General features: G+C 70.2%; 13 protein-coding genes. 8 read left to right on the plus strand and 5 right to left on the minus strand.

All coding sequences use genetic code 11. The annotated features are described in order from the left end of the window. The first annotated feature begins 4 nt into the window (after positions 1–4). The 6 genes from tkt to pgl are packed head-to-tail and all read left to right on the plus strand — an operon-like array spanning position 5 to position 8,186. Entirely contained in the window at positions 5–2,116 is a 2,112-nt protein-coding gene (tkt, locus tag AB0M59_RS12120; protein WP_364612794.1) for a transketolase, read from the plus strand. Between the two features lie 14 nt (positions 2,117–2,130). After that, the gene (gene tal, locus AB0M59_RS12125; RefSeq protein WP_364612797.1) at positions 2,131–3,243 is read left to right on the plus strand and encodes a transaldolase; all 1,113 of its coding nucleotides are present in this window, start codon (positions 2,131–2,133) and stop codon (positions 3,241–3,243) included. 8 nt (positions 3,244–3,251) lie between these two features. Further along, complete coding sequence (locus AB0M59_RS12130) at positions 3,252–4,889, plus strand: glucose-6-phosphate isomerase (protein WP_364612800.1); 1,638 nt, start codon at positions 3,252–3,254, stop codon at positions 4,887–4,889. Continuing rightward, a complete protein-coding gene (zwf, locus tag AB0M59_RS12135; RefSeq protein ID WP_364612803.1) occupies positions 4,886–6,409 on the plus strand; it encodes a glucose-6-phosphate dehydrogenase in 1,524 nt (507 codons plus the stop codon). Before AB0M59_RS12130 ends, zwf begins: the two co-directional genes overlap by 4 nt. Further along, entirely contained in the window at positions 6,406–7,410 is a 1,005-nt protein-coding gene (opcA, locus tag AB0M59_RS12140) for a glucose-6-phosphate dehydrogenase assembly protein OpcA (protein ID WP_364612806.1), read from the plus strand. The genes zwf and opcA overlap by 4 nt, the downstream gene beginning before the upstream one ends. Next, positions 7,407–8,186, plus strand: a complete 780-nt coding sequence (pgl, locus tag AB0M59_RS12145) for a 6-phosphogluconolactonase (protein ID WP_364612809.1) — start codon at positions 7,407–7,409, stop codon at positions 8,184–8,186. The genes opcA and pgl overlap by 4 nt, the downstream gene beginning before the upstream one ends. Before the next feature lie 197 nt (positions 8,187–8,383). Here the strand turns inward: pgl and AB0M59_RS12150 are convergent, their stop codons facing one another. Beyond that, positions 8,384–8,947, minus strand: a complete 564-nt coding sequence (locus AB0M59_RS12150; protein WP_364612812.1) for a helix-turn-helix domain-containing protein — start codon at positions 8,945–8,947, stop codon at positions 8,384–8,386. 126 nt (positions 8,948–9,073) lie between these two features. On the opposite strand from AB0M59_RS12150, the gene AB0M59_RS12155 reads away from it, so the two are divergent. After that, positions 9,074–10,165 (plus strand): NAD(P)/FAD-dependent oxidoreductase, encoded by a 1,092-nt coding sequence (locus AB0M59_RS12155; protein ID WP_364612815.1) that lies wholly within the window; start codon positions 9,074–9,076, stop codon positions 10,163–10,165. 291 nt (positions 10,166–10,456) lie between these two features. Continuing rightward, positions 10,457–11,656 carry a histidine kinase gene (locus AB0M59_RS12160; RefSeq protein ID WP_364612818.1) on the plus strand — a complete coding sequence of 400 codons (1,200 nt, stop codon included), beginning with the start codon at positions 10,457–10,459 and terminating at the stop codon, positions 11,654–11,656. A 677-nt stretch (positions 11,657–12,333) separates the two neighbouring features. Here the strand turns inward: AB0M59_RS12160 and AB0M59_RS12165 are convergent. The 4 genes from AB0M59_RS12165 to AB0M59_RS12180 all read right to left on the minus strand — a co-directional run bounded on the left by AB0M59_RS12165 (position 12,334) and on the right by AB0M59_RS12180 (position 15,143). Continuing rightward, a complete protein-coding gene (locus AB0M59_RS12165; protein ID WP_086671261.1) occupies positions 12,334–12,678 on the minus strand; it encodes an RNA polymerase-binding protein RbpA in 345 nt (114 codons plus the stop codon). A 107-nt stretch (positions 12,679–12,785) separates the two neighbouring features. Further along, complete coding sequence (gene secG, locus AB0M59_RS12170; RefSeq protein ID WP_086845181.1) at positions 12,786–13,016, minus strand: preprotein translocase subunit SecG; 231 nt, start codon at positions 13,014–13,016, stop codon at positions 12,786–12,788. A gap of 127 nt (positions 13,017–13,143) precedes the next feature. Then, positions 13,144–13,929, minus strand: coding sequence for a triose-phosphate isomerase (gene tpiA, locus AB0M59_RS12175; RefSeq protein ID WP_364612821.1), 786 nt, complete (start codon positions 13,927–13,929; stop codon positions 13,144–13,146). After that, entirely contained in the window at positions 13,929–15,143 is a 1,215-nt protein-coding gene (locus AB0M59_RS12180; RefSeq protein WP_364612824.1) for a phosphoglycerate kinase, read from the minus strand. Before AB0M59_RS12180 ends, tpiA begins: the two co-directional genes overlap by 1 nt. Between the last annotated feature and the right edge of the window lie 3 nt (positions 15,144–15,146).

Below are 15,146 nucleotides of genomic sequence, written 5' to 3' on the forward strand. Positions count from 1 at the left end.
TTCAGTGTCCGATACTGCCCCTACCAGCGAGAACAACCCACTCCTCCGGCGTAACGTCCCCGCCGACTGGACCGAGACCGACACCCGCGCCGTGGACACCGTCCGGGTGCTCGCCGCGGACGCGGTCGAGAACTGTGGCAGCGGCCACCCCGGCACCGCCATGAGCCTGGCGCCGCTGGCCTACACGCTGTTCCAGCGCACCCTCCGGCACGACCCGAACGACCAGAACTGGCCGGGCCGCGACCGGTTCGTGCTGTCGGCCGGGCACTCGAGCCTGACTCTCTACATCCAGCTGTTCCTCGCCGGCTACGGCCTCGAGCTCGAGGACCTCAAGCAGCTGCGCAAGTGGGGCTCCAAGACCCCCGGTCACCCGGAGTACCGGCACACCGACGGCGTCGAGACCACCACCGGCCCGCTGGGGCAGGGCCTGGCGAACGCCGTGGGCATGGCGATGGCCGCCCGCCGCGAGCGCGGCCTGCTCGACCCGGACGCGGCGCCCGGCGAGAGCATCTTCGACCACCACATCTACGCCATCGCCTCCGACGGTGACATCGAAGAGGGCGTCACCTCCGAGGCCTCGTCCATCGCGGGCCGCCAGGAGCTGGGCAACCTGATCCTCTTCTGGGACGACAACAAGATCTCCATCGAGGACGACACGAACATCGCCCTCTCGGAGGACACCGTCGCCCGCTACGAGGCCTACGGGTGGCACACCCAGGTCGTCGAAGGCGGCGAAGACGTCGTCGCGATCGAAGAGGCCATCAAGAACGCGAAGGCCGAAACCGGCCGTCCGTCGTTCATCGCGGTGAAGACCGTGATCGGCTACCCGGCGCCGAAGAAGATGGGCACCGGCAAGGCGCACGGCGCCGCGCTGGGCGGCGAAGAGGTCGCCGCGGTCAAGAAGATCCTCGGCTTCGACCCGGAGCAGTCGTTCCAGGTCGAGGACGACGTGCTCAAGCACACCCGCCAGGCGCTCGAGCGCGGCCGGACCGCGCACGCCGAGTGGACCGAGAAGTTCGAGGCGTGGGGCAAGGCCAACCCGGAGCGCAAGAAGCTGGCGGACCGCATGTCCACCCGCACGCTGCCGGAGGGCTTCGCCGACAACCTGCCGAAGTGGGAGCCGGACGCCAAGGGCGTCGCGACCCGCAAGGCCTCGGGTGAGGTGCTCAACGCCCTCGCCGACCCGCTGCCGGAGCTGTGGGGCGGCTCGGCCGACCTGGCCGAGAGCAACAACACCACGATGAAGGGCGCCGACTCGTTCGGTCCCGAGAAGGCCGCCACCGACATGTGGCAGGCCAACCCGTACGGCCGGACGCTGCACTTCGGCATCCGCGAGCACGCCATGGGCTCGATCCTCAACGGGATCGCGCTGCACGGCGGCACCCGCCCGTACGGCGCGACGTTCCTCATCTTCTCCGACTACATGCGCCCGCCGGTCCGGCTGGCCGCGCTGATGAAGGCGCCGGTCACCTACGTCTGGACGCACGACTCGATCGGGCTCGGCGAAGACGGTCCGACGCACCAGCCGATCGAGCAGCTTTCCGCGCTGCGCGCGATCCCGGGCCTCAACGTCGTCCGCCCGGCGGACGCCAACGAGACCGCGTACGCGTGGAAGGCCGTGCTGGAGGACATCCACCACCCGTCCGGTCTGGCGCTCACCCGCCAGAACGTGCCGGTGCTCGAGGGCACCAGCGCCGAAGGCGTCGCGAAGGGCGGGTACGTCCTGGCTGACGTGGATGACGCTGCCGGCACGCCCGATGTGATCCTGATCGGCACCGGCTCCGAGGTCCAGCTCGCCGTCGAGGCGAAGAAGGTCCTCGAAGCCGACGGCGTCAAGGCGCGCGTCGTTTCGATGCCGTGCGTCGAGTGGTTCGACGCGCAGGACGCGGCCTACCGCGAATCCGTCATCCCGGCCGCCGTGAAGGCCCGCGTGTCCGTCGAGGCGGGCATCGCCCAGTCGTGGCACCGCTTCACGGGTGACGCCGGGGTGAACGTTTCGATCGAGCACTTCGGCGCCTCCGCCGATGCCGCCACACTGTTCCGTGAGTTCGGGTTCACCGCGGAAGCAGTCGTCGAGGCCGCCCGCCGCTCGATCCAGAACACCAAGAATTCCTGAAGGGGATGACAGTAATGAGCAACGACAAGCTCGCGGCGCTGTCCGAGGCCGGTGTATCGATCTGGCTCGACGACCTCTCGCGTGAACGCCTGAACACCGGCAACCTCGCCGACCTGATCCGCGACAAGCACGTCGTCGGCGTGACGACCAACCCGACGATCTTCGCAAACGCGATGTCGAAGGGAGACGCCTACGACGAGCGCACCCGGGAACTCGCGGCCCAGGGCGCCGACGTCGAGGCGACCATCCGGGACCTGACGACGACCGACGTGCGCAACGCCGCGGACCTGTTCCGCGACGTCTACACCGCCACGAACGGCGTCGACGGCCGCGTCTCGATCGAGGTCGACCCGCGCCTGGCCAAGGACACCGGCAAGACGGTGGCCGAGGCCAAGGACCTGTGGAAGACCGTCGACCGGCCGAACGTGCTGATCAAGATCCCGGCCACCGAAGAGGGCCTGCCGGCGATCACCGCCACGCTGGCCGAGGGCATCAGCGTCAACGTCACGCTGATCTTCTCCGTCGAGCGCTACAAGAAGGTCATCGAAGCCTTCTTCACCGGGCTCGAGCAGGCGAAGGCCAACGGTCACGACCTGCGCGGCATCCACTCGGTCGCGTCGTTCTTCGTCTCCCGCGTGGACACCGAGATCGACAAGCGCCTGGACGCGATCGGCACCGACGAGGCCAAGGCCCTGCGCGGCAAGGCCGCCGTCGCCAACGCGCGGCTCGCCTACGCGGCCTTCGAGGAGCGCTTCTCGACGGACCGCTGGAAGGCCCTCGCGGCCGACGGCGCGAACGCGCAGCGCCCGCTGTGGGCCTCGACCGGCGTGAAGAACCCGGACTACTCCCCCACGCTCTACGTCGACGACCTGGTGGTGAAGAACACCGTCAACACCATGCCGGAGAAGACGATGGACGCCGTCGCCGAGCACTCCGACCTCAAGGGCGACCAGGTCACCGGCCGCGGCGCCGAGGCGCAGGAGGTCTTCGACCAGCTCGAGGGCGTCGGCATCGACATCACCGACGTGTTCCTCACGCTGGAGAACGAGGGCGTCGAGAAGTTCGAGAAGTCCTGGGTGGAGCTGCTCGAGACCGTGAACGGCCAGCTCGAAAAGGCGAAGGGCTGAAGCACGACATGACGACAGGCGAAAAGACCGGCGTCGAGATCGTGGACGCCGAACTGGCGGAGCGTGCCGCGCCGCTGGCCGAGCGGCTGGTCGCCGACCAGGCCGCGTCGAAGCTGGCGGCGCAGGACGCGACGCTCTGGGGGACCGAAGCCGAATCCGAGGCGTCGATCCGGCTGTCGTGGACGACGCTGCACAAGTCGTCCCGGCCGCTGATCGGCGAGATCGAGGCGCTGCGGACCGAACTGCGGTCCGAGGGCGTCGATCGGGTCGTGCTGGCCGGCATGGGCGGCTCGTCGCTGGCGCCGGAGGTGATCACCGGGACCGACGGCGTCGCGCTGACCGTGCTCGACACCACCGATCCCGGCCAGGTCGCCGACGCACTCGCCGGCGACCTCGAGCGCACGGTGATCGTGGTGTCGTCGAAGTCGGGCGGCACCGTCGAGACCGACAGCCACCGGCGGATCTTCGCGAAGGCCTTCGCCGACGCGGGGATCGACGCGGCCCGGCGGATCGTGGTCGTCACCGACCCGGGCTCGCCGTTCCAGGAACTGTCCGAAAAGGAGGGTTACCGCAAGACCTTCCTCGCCGACCCGCACGTCGGCGGCCGCTACTCGGCGCTGACCGCGTTCGGGCTCGTCCCGGCCGGCCTCGCCGGCGCGGACGTCGCCCGCCTGCTCGACCAGGCCGCCTCGGTGGCCGAGGAGCTGGCCGCGGACTCCGTCGACAACCCGGGCGTCAAGCTGGCCGCCGCGTGGGCCGCCGCGCACGAAGCGGGTGCCGAGAAGGTCGTCTTGGCCGACTCCGGTTCCGGCATCAAGGGTTTCCCGGACTGGGCCGAGCAGCTGATCGCGGAGTCCACCGGCAAGCAGGGCACCGGGTTGCTGCCCGTGGCCGTCGAGGGCACCGAGGCGCCCGGCTTCGCCGACGCGAAGTCCGACGCCACCCCGGTCGCCATCGGCAGCCCCAAGGGCGCGGCGAAGATCGCCGTCACCGGCTCGCTCGGCGCGCAGATGCTGCTCTGGGAGTTCGCGACGGCGCTGGCCGGCCGGTTGCTCGGGATCAACCCGTTCGACCAGCCCGACGTCGAGACGGCGAAGAAGGCGGCGCGCGCGCTGCTGGACGACCCGGAGAAGCTGAAGGGCGGCGAGGAACCGTCCAATGTGGACGGCCCAGTCGAGATCTTCGGCAGCGACGGGGTTTCCACCGACGGCAAGCTCGTCGACGTGCTCCGCGCGTTCTTCGCGTCCGCGCCCGAAGCCGGCTACATCGCGGTGCAGGCCTACCTCGACCGCCTCGACGACGCGTCGACGGCGCTGCTGCGCGGCGAGATCGCCAAGCGCACCGGCCTGCAGACGACGTTCGGCTGGGGGCCGCGGTTCCTGCACTCCACCGGCCAGTACCACAAGGGCGGGCACCAGAACGGCGTGTTCCTGCAGCTCACCGGCGCCGTCGAGCAGGACCTCGACGTGCCGGACCGGCCGTACACGCTGGGCCAGCTGCAGCACGCCCAGGCCCTCGGTGACGGGCAGGTGCTCGCCGAGCACGGCCGCCCGGTGCTGCGCCTGCACCTGACCGACCGGGCCGCCGGGCTCGCGGCGGTCGTCCGCGCGGTACAGGAGGTCGCTGTTCAGGAGGGGGAAGCATGACTTGGAGCAACCCGCTGCGCGATCCGCGGGACAAGCGGCTTCCGCGCATCGCCGGGCCGTCCAGCCTGGTGATCTTCGGGGTCACCGGCGACCTGGCCCGCAAGAAGCTGATGCCCGCCATCTACGACCTGGCCAACCGCGGGCTGCTGCCCGCCGGCTTCTCGCTCGTCGGGTTCGCCCGGCGCGACTGGGAGCACCAGGACTTCGGCGAGCTCGTGCACGACTCGGTCAAGGAGCACGCGCGGACGCCGTTCAAGGAGTCGGTGTGGAACCGGCTCGCCGAAGGCATCCGGTTCGTCCAGGGCACCTTCGACGACGACGACGCCTTCGACCGGCTCGCGCAGACGGTCAAGGACCTCGACGAGGAGCGCGGCACCGGCGGCAACACCGCGTTCTACCTGTCGATCCCGCCCGGCGCGTTCCCGGTGGTGACCAAGCAGCTGGCCCGTTCCGGGCTGGCGAACGCCGACGAGAAGACGTGGCGGCGCGTCGTCATCGAGAAGCCCTTCGGGCACGACCTGAAGAGCGCCGAAGAGCTGAACGCGATCGTCAACGACGTCTTCCCCGAGGAGTCGGTGTTCCGCATCGACCACTACCTCGGCAAGGAGACGGTGCAGAACATCCTGGCGCTGCGCTTCGCGAACCAGCTGTTCGAGCCGATCTGGAACGCCAACTACGTCGACCACGTGCAGATCACCATGGCCGAGGACATCGGCCTCGGCGGCCGCGCGGGGTACTACGACGGCATCGGCGCGGCCCGTGACGTCATCCAGAACCACCTGCTGCAGCTGCTGGCCTTCACCGCGATGGAGGAGCCGGTCTCGTTCGAGCCGCGCGCCCTGCGCGCGGAGAAGATCAAGGTGCTCTCGGCGACCGGCCCGGTCGGGCCGCTCGGCAAGACGACCGCGCGCGGCCAGTACGCCGGCGGCTGGCAGGGCGGCACGAAGGTGCCCGGCCTGCTGCAGGAAGAGGGCTTCGCGAAGGACTCGAAGACCGAAACCTACGCCGCGGTGACCCTGGAGGTGCAGAGCCGCCGCTGGGCCGGGGTGCCGTTCTACCTGCGCACCGGCAAGCGGCTCGGCCGCCGCGTCACCGAGATCGCCGTCGTGTTCAAGCGGGCGCCGCACCTGCCGTTCGACTCGACGTCGACCGAGGAGCTGGGCCAGAACGCCCTGGTCATCCGGGTCCAGCCGGACGAGGGCATCACGCTGCGGTTCGGCTCGAAGGTGCCGGGGACCACGATGGAGGTCCGCGACGTCACGATGGACTTCGGCTACGGGCACGCGTTCACCGAGTCCTCCCCCGAGGCCTACGAGCGCCTGATCCTCGACGTCCTGCTCGGCGAGCCGTCGCTGTTCCCGGTCAACGAAGAGGTCGAGCTCTCCTGGAAGATCCTCGACCCGATCCTCGAGAACTGGGCCAAGGAAGGGTCGCCGGAGCAGTACCCGCCGGGCACCTGGGGCCCGCCGTCGGCCGACGAAATGCTGGAGCGCACCGGCCGGAAATGGAGGCGCCCGTGATCATCGACCTGCCGTCCACCACGACTTCGGCACTGAACAAGAAGCTGGTGGAGATCCGCGAACAAGGCGGGCAAGTCGCGCTCGGACGCGTCCTGACGCTGGTGATCGTGGCCGACGACGACGCCAACCTCGAAGAGGCCATCGAAGCGGCCAACGGCGCGAGCCGCGAGCACCCGTCGCGGGTGATCGTGGTCGCCAAGGGCGCGCGCACCGCGGCGCCGCGCATCGACGGCCAGATCCGGGTCGGCGGCGACGCCGGCGCGAGCGAGGTCATCGTGCTGCGGCTCTACGGCCCGCTGGCCGCCCAGGGCCAGAGCGCGGTCGTGCCGCTGCTGCTGCCGGACGCGCCGATCGTCACGTGGTGGCCCGGGACCGGTCCGAAGGACCCGGACAAGGACCCGCTCGGCGAGCTGGCCCAGCGCCGGATCACCGACTCGGCCGCGGAGAAGAGCCCGGTCAAGGCGCTGACGACGCGGGCGAAGGCCTACACCGCCGGCGACACCGATCTGGCCTGGACGCGCCTGACGCACTGGCGTGCCCAGCTCGTCTCGGCGCTGGACCTGCCGCCGTTCGAGAAGGTCACTGCCGCGACCGTGACCGGCGAGGCCGACTCGCCGTCCACCGAGCTGCTGGCCGCCTGGCTGGCCGAGTACCTGAAGGTGCCGGTCAAGCGGGTCAAGAGCTCGGGCGCGGCCGGGATCATCTCGGTCACCCTGGAGCGCCGCTCGGGCGCGGTGGAGCTGCACCGGCCGGACGGGCGGGTCGGCACGCTGACCCAGCCGGGCCAGCCGACCCGGCGGATCGCGCTGCAGCGGCGCAGCACCCAGGACTGCCTGATCGAGGAGCTGCGCCGGCTCGACCCCGACGAGGTCTACGAGGCTTCGCTGCACGGCCTCGGCAAGATCACGTCCGGGACCAACGGCAAGACGGGCGCCCCGGCCAAGGCCGACGTCACGTCGCCCGCTGCCGCGGCGGCGGCCGCTTCCGGTTCCAAGAAATGAGCAAGACGGAAGTAGTCGTCTACGCGAACCAGGACCTCCTGGCGGCCGCGGCGGCTGCTCGCCTGGTCACGCGGCTGGTGGACGTCCAGGCGGCCAAGGGTTCGGCATCGCTGGTGCTGACGGGCGGCGGCACCGGTATCGCGGTGCTGTCGGAGCTGCGGGCCTCGTCGGCCCGGGACGCGATCGACTGGTCGCGCCTGGACATCTACTGGGGCGACGAGCGGTTCGTCCCGGCGGACTCGGACGAGCGGAACGAGAAGCAGGCCCGCGAGGCCCTGCTCGACCACGTCCCGCTCGACCCGAAGCGCATCCACGCGATGGCGCCGTCGGACGGCGAGTTCGGCGATGACGTAGACAGTGCTGCCGCGGCTTATGCGGACGTCTTGGCCGCGAACGCGGGCCCGGAGGACCACGGCGACGTCCCGTCGTTCGACATCATGCTGCTCGGCCTGGGCGGCGAGGGGCACACCGCTTCGGTGTTCCCAGAGTCCCCGGCGGTGTACGAGACCGATCGGTCGGTGGTGGCGGTCCGCAACTGCCCCAAGCCGCCGCCGACCCGGGTTTCGCTGACGCTGCCGGCGATCCGGCGGGCCCGGGACGTGTGGTTGATGACGGCCGGCTCGGCGAAGGCGGACGCGGTGGCGTTGGCTTTGGCTGGGGCGGGCGAGGTTCAGTTGCCGGTGGCCGGGGCCCGCGGGCACCGGCGGACGTTGTGGTTGCTCGACCGTGCTGCGGCCGGGAAGCTGACGAAGGTGTATCAGCCGCCTACGGCTTGATTCGTGTTCGGGGAAGGCCCTCTCGGCGGTTGCCGAGGGGGCCTTCTCTTTTGGGCGCCCGAACTGTCGGTGGTCGCCGGTAGCGTGGAAAACGGGGGCTGCTCAGGCGGCTTGGCGGGATTCCCGCTGCTGCGCCCGGCCCCGCAGTCACCTGCCGCCAGATTTCAGCCGCTCCCCCGGTGAAGCTCGCCGCCGATCTACTTCACCCGCCAGCCGCGGCCCAGGTTGCCGAAGATCTCCTCCGCTGCCCGGCGCGGGTTCTCGTGGCCCACGATCAGCTCCCGCGAAGCCAGTGCGAATCGCGCCAGCGCCGCGCAGGACACATCGTCCTCGGGAGCGCCCATCTCCTCCGCGATCGCGCGGGCCAACGTGGTCTCGTGGCGCATCCACATCCGGCGGCCGTAGTCGCGCAGGACCGGCGTGCTCTCGATCAGCCTGATGAACTCGGCGCTCGGGCCGCCGTCGGCACTGTCGCGCAGCATGTGCTCCCGCAGCGCGTCCACGATCGTGTGGCCCGGCGGCCGGCCGCGCACCGCGAGGACCAGCGCCGCCTCGATGTCGTCGTCCTGGTCGAACAGCAGCGCCTCTTTGCTGGGGAAGTACTTGAACAGCGTCGTCACCGAGACGTCCGCAGCATCCGCGACGTCCTTCACCCCGACCTCGTCGTAGCCGCGTTCGAGGAACAGCTCCAACGCGGCGTCGGCCAGCGCCTGCCGGGTCTGCGCCTTCTTGCGCTCGCGGCGCCCGATCACTTCGGTCATGACCTCAGCCTACGTGATAGTGGACTCACTTCAAAAGTTTAGTCGTTGCACTTTTTAAGTCACTATGCTTTTCTGGGCTCAAGGCCGCCGGATCCGCCGGCGGCATCGAACTTCCAGGGGGAAGTCATGAACTCCATCGCGATCGTCGGCGCCGGCCTGGGCGGACTCGCCTGTGCCCGCGTCCTCCAGCTCCACGGCCTCGACGTCACCGTCTTCGAACAGGAAGCCTCGGCCGACGCCCGCACCCAAGGCGGCACGCTCGACCTGCACGGCGACACCGGCCAGGTCGCCCTCCGCACCGCCGGCCTGCACGACGAGTTCCGCCGGCTCGCCCGCCCCGAAGGCCAGCAGATGCGCGCCCTCGACCCGCTCAGCGGCGAAGTCGTCATGGACGAGGTCCCCGCGGAAGGCGACGACTTCCGCCCCGAGATCGACCGCGGCCAGCTCCGCGGCCTCCTTCTCGACTCGCTGCGGCCCGGCACCGTCCGGTGGGGACAGCCGATCGCCGACGTCACCAAGAGCGGGCAGCTCACCTTCGCCGACGGCGTCACCCAGGACTTCGACCTGGTCGTCGGCGCGGACGGCGCGTGGTCCCGCGTCCGCCGGGCCCTCACCGGCGTCCGGCCCGAGTACAGCGGGGTCACGTTCGTCGAGCTCGGCCTCGACGACGCCGATCGCCGCCATCCCGAACTGGCCGCACTCACCGGCCAGGGAACGATGATGACGAAGATCGACGGGAAGGCGCTCGTCGCGCAGCGCAACAGCAACGGCCACATCCGCTGCTACGCCGTCTTCTACGCACCCGAAGACTGGGCCGCCGACCTCGACTTCGCCGACACCGCGGAGGTGCGCGCGCACCTCCAGGAGCGCTTCGCCGGCTGGCACCCGAGCCTGCTCCGGTTCCTGCACGACCTCGACGGCCGGTTCACGCACCGGCCGCTGCACGTCCTCCCGGTGCCGCACGCCTGGACCCACACGCCCGCGCTCACCCTGCTCGGCGACGCGGCGCACTTGATGCCGCCGCTGGGCGTCGGCGCGAACCTGGCCCTACTGGACGGCACCGAGCTCGCGACCGCACTGGCGACCGCGCCGAGCGTCGACGAGGCTGTCCGGACGTACGAAGCCGGAATGCTGCCGCGGTCGATCGAGACGGCGAAGGCCTGCGCCACCGGCCTGCACGACTTGCTCAGCGACGACCTCAGGTCCATGGCGGCCTGAAGACCTACCGCCGGGCGGCCACACGTGGGTAACATGATTCCCACGATGTGGTCGTCCCGATGCACAGTGGAGAGTAGTGCTCTCACTCTCGGTAGCACCCCTTCGTGGCTATCGCCCGAACGGAGCAATCGACTACGGAATTCGGACGCCGAAACTCCGACAACGGGTGAAACTTACCGTCTTCGTACGCGACCTCGTTAGCATCCGCACATTTGTCCGTTGCTGCGCGTCCCGATCGGGCCCTGAGCGCCTCTCACCATCAAGTCCACAAGACGAATGGGGTCGCCAGCGATGAGTACAGAGGGACTCTCGATTCCAGGCATCTCGATCGCCGGCTCGGGGCCATCGGCCGCCGAGCGGGTGCGCAAGCGCGGGCTGACGCTGTTCGGCTCGGTGCCCCGGCCCGCTGTGGTCACGTTCGCCATCGAGGCGGCCGCGGTCATCCTGGCCGTGCTCGACGTCTGGCTGGTGATCCCCGAGAAGGCCCAGCCCTACTCGATCTGGCTCTCCGGCGCCGCGTGCCTCGCGGTGGTGTTCCGCCGGAAGTTCCCGTTCCTCGCCGTGCTCGTCGCGGTCCCCGGCTTCCTGGCCGGCTGGGCGCAACTCGCGTCGATGATCACGCTCGGCATGCTCGCCACCCGCCGCCAGCTGCACTGGCAGGTCTGGGTCGGCGCGGCGCTGGTGTGGTGCTGCCGGTTCGTGCAGTGGCCCCTGGAGGACTTCGCCGAGCTCAGCTGGCGCGAGCACATCCTCGACGGCATCTACGGCGTGCTCGTCGCGGGCATGCCGATCGCGATCGGCCTGCTCATCGGAGCGCGGACCGAGGTTTCGAACAAGCTCGCCGAGCTGGCCACGAGCCGTGATCGCGAGCGCCGCTTCCACGCCGACGCCGTCCGCGCCGAAGAGCGCGCCCGGCTGGCGCGCGAGATGCACGACGTCGTCTCGCACCAGATCACGCTGATCGCGATGCAGGCCGGCGCACTGCAGGCCCAGACCACGGACCACCACGCGCAGGAGACCGCGCAGGTCATCCGCACGCTGTCGAAGCGGACGCTGGAGGAGCTGCGCTCCCTGCTGAGCGTGCTGCGCGCGGGCGCCGACGACGACGGCCCGCGCCCCGGGATCAACGACCTCGACCGGCTGATCCGGACGTCGGAGGTCCCGGTCCACCTGTCGGTGGAGCACCTGCCGGAGGCCCTGCCGAACCAGGTGTCGGCGGCGGCGTACCGGACGGTGCAGGAGTGCCTGACCAACGTCCACAAGCACGCCCCGGGCGCGACGGCGACGATCCGCATCCAAGGTGAGCACGGAGCGCTCAAGATCGAGGTCCGCAACGAGCGCGCGAACCGGCCGGCGGAGTTGCTGCCGTCGGGCGGGCACGGGCTGACGGGCTTGGCCGAGCGGGCTCGCCTGCTGGGCGGGAGCTTCGAGACGTCCGGCATGGAGGACGGCGGCTTCCGGGTTCGGGCCCGGTACCCGCTGGATCGCTGAGGGCGCCCTCCGGCCCCCGGTATCCAGTTTACCGGCGGCGGCCGACGATTTCGGATGCGCAGGAGCTGCGAACGGCGGATTTCGGGCTGTGACGGCCGGAATCCGCCGTTCGCGGCTTTTCTGGACGGGAACTGTCGGTGATCCCCCGTAGCGTGGAAACCGGGGGCTGCTCAGGCGCGGGGAGGCACGGACACTCGCTCGGAAATCTGCTCGGACTCCGGCAGTCGCCTCCCGTATCCGGAGTCGGCTCGCGCACCCGAGGGGCGACTCGCGTAGCTGGAGGATCAGCTCGCGCGCTTGGAGGGTCGCCTCACGCACCCGAAGGGGCGGCTCCCGAACCTGGAGGGTCGGCTCGCGTACCCAGGGAGTCGGCTCGCGTGCTTGAAGAGTCGGCTCGCGTACTTGGAGGGTCAGCTCGCGTGCCTAGAGAGTCGGCTCGCGTGCTTGAAGGGTCGGCTCGCGTATCTGGAGGGTCGGCTCGCGTGCCTAGAGAATCGGCTGGCGTGCCTAGAGGGTCGACACGCGTGACTGGCGGGTCGATGCGGTGCCGGGCCTCGTGTCGGCCCTTGGATCACGCGAGGTGGCGCCTTGATCACGCGCGCGGGCGCGCGGGTGGCCGGGTGAACGCGCGAAAAGCCACCCCGAGGTCTCCCGGGGTGGCTTTCGGCCGGCAACGCTTAGATGATCTCCCGGCGCTGGCGCAGGCGCTCGAGGGCTTCGGCCAGGATGGCCTCGCCGTCGGCGTCGCTGCGTCGCTCCTTCACGTACGCCAGGTGAGTCTTGTAGGGCTCGGTCCGCGGTGCGGCCGGTGGGTTCTTTTCGTCCTGCCCGCCCGGGAGCCCGCAGCGGGGGCAGTCCCACTCGTCGGGGATCTCCGCGTCGAGCGCGAACGACGGCCGGGCTTCGTGGCCGTTGGCGCACCAGTAGCCGACCCGGCGCCGCGGCGCCGATTCACCTCGTTCCGATTCGCCTGTAGGACCGGCACCCACCCGGGTGCCTCGAATCGCGTTACCGCCAACCATGAATCCTCACACCTAGGAATCGGCGGCGCGCCCCCCAATAGGCACGCCGAATCGCTGCGCCCTGCCGTCGTGACCCGGTCGCGATCGACGGTGGGGCGCCGGACGCCTCACACCTTGAGCAGCAGACCCAGGCCCACGATGCTGATCAGCCACACCGCGCCCAGAAGCAGGGTGATCCGGTCGAGGTTCTTCTCGGCCACGCTCGACCCGGCCAGGCTGGACTGCATCCCGCCGCCGAACAGCGACGACAGGCCACCGCCCCGGCCCCGGTGCAGCAGCACCGCGACCACCAGGAAGACGCTGGTGACGATCAACAGGATTTGCAGGAACAGCTTCATGTCATCCTCTGGGCTCTAGGAGAATGCAGGGGCACGGCATGGTCGTTTCCGACCACCACCGTACCCCTGGACTCGTCCACTGCTGTGTGACGGACCGGATACACAGGTTACCCGGTCGTGGCCTCGATCAGGGCAGCGGCCCGCCCGCGGCGAGTGCGCAGAGTTTCGTGAACTCCTCGCCGTCGAGGCTCGCTCCGCCGACCAGGGCACCGTCGATGTTCTCGCAGCCCACCAGCTCGCCGATGTTGCCCGATTTGACCGATCCTCCGTAGAGCACCCGGACGGACGAAGCGACCTCGTCGCCGTACTTCTCCTGGAGGGTCGCGCGGATGGCCTTGCAGACCTCTTCGGCGTCGGCCGAGGAGGCGACCTTGCCGGTGCCGATCGCCCAGACCGGCTCGTACGCGACGACCACGCCGGCGACCTGCTCGGCCTTGAGGCCCTTGAGGCCGTCGACCAGCTGCGTCGTGGTGTGGTGGATGTGCTCGCCGGCCTCGCGGACCTCGAGCTTCTCCCCGATGCAGAGGATCGGCGTGATGCCGTGCTTGAGCGCGGCCTTGACCTTCTTGTTGACCAGCTCGTCGGTCTCGGCGTGGTACTCGCGCCGCTCCGAGTGCCCGACGGTGACGAACTTGCAGCCCAGCTTGGCCAGCATCAGGCCCGAGATGTCACCGGTGTAGGCACCCGAGTCCTGCGGCGCGATGTCCTGCGCGCCGTAGGTGAGCGACAGCTTGTCGCCGTCGACCAGGGTCTGCACGCTGCGGATGTCGGTGAACGGCGGCAGCACCGCCACGTCGACCTTCGCGTAGTACTTCTCCGGCAGCGCGAAGGCGATCTTCTGCACCAGCGCGATCGCCTCGAGGTGGTTCTGGTTCATCTTCCAGTTGCCGGCGATGAACGGCTTGCGTGCCACTAGTTCTTCTCCTCCAGGGCGACCACGCCCGGCAGTTCTTTGCCTTCGAGGTACTCCAGCGAGGCACCGCCGCCGGTGGAGATGTGCGAGAAGCCGTCTTCGGGCAGGCCCAGCTGCCGCACCGCGGCGGCCGAGTCGCCGCCGCCGACCACGGTGAACGCGTCGCTCTTCACGAGCGCCTCCGCGACGGCGCGGGTGCCGCCGGAGAACGCCTCGAACTCGAACACGCCCATCGGACCGTTCCAGAACACGGTCTTGGCGTCGGCCAGCTTGCCCGCGAACAGCTCGCGGGTTTCCGGGCCGATGTCGAGGCCTTCGCGGTCGGCCGGGATCGCGGTGGCGGCGACGACCTCGTGCTCGGCGTCGGCGGCGAACCCCGTCGCGGCCAGGACGTCCACCGGCAGGACCAGCTCGACGCCGCGCTTCTCGGCCTCGGCGAGGAAGCCCTTCACCTGGTCGAGCTGGTCGGCCTGCAGCAGCGAGTTGCCGACCTCGTGGCCCTGGGCCTTAAGGAAGGTGTACGCCATCCCGCCGCCGATCAGCAGCCGGTCGACCTTGGTGAGCAGGTTCGCGATGACGCCTAGCTTGTCGGAGACCTTCGCGCCGCCGAGCACGACCACGTAGGGCCGCTGCACGTCGTCGGTCAGCTTCTTCAGCACGTCCAGCTCGGCCAGCACGAGGCCGCCCGCGTAGGCCGGGAGCACCGAAGCGACTTCGTAGACCGAAGCCTGCTTGCGGTGGACGACGCCGAAGCCGTCGGAGACGAACGCGCCGCCCGGGACGAGCGCGCCCAGCTCGGCGGCCAGCTCGGAGCGATCCACGGCGTCCTTGCTGGTCTCGCGCGCGTCGAAGCGCACGTTCTCCAGCAGGACGACACCGCCGTCGGCGAGGCCGCCGGTCAGCGCCTTCGCGGACTCGCCGACCAGGTCACCGGCCAGCGCGACCTCGGCGCCGAGCAGCTCGGTGAGCCGCGCGGCGACCGGCGCCAGGGTGTACTTGGGGTCCGGCTCGCCCTTGGGGCGGCCGAGGTGTGCGGTGACGACGACCTTCGCGCCCGCGTCGGCGAGCTTCTTGATCGTCGGCAGCGCGGCGCGGACCCGGCCGTCGTCGGTGATGCGGGACCCGTCGAGCGGGACGTTCAGGTCGCTGCGCACCAGCACGTAGCGGCCCTGAACGCCCTCGCCCAGCAGGTCGTCGAGGTTCTTGACGGTCATCCG

Origin of the sequence: Amycolatopsis sp. NPDC051371 (assembly GCF_040682155.1) — a bacterium.
Taxonomy (GTDB): Bacteria; Actinomycetota; Actinomycetes; order Mycobacteriales; family Pseudonocardiaceae; genus Amycolatopsis.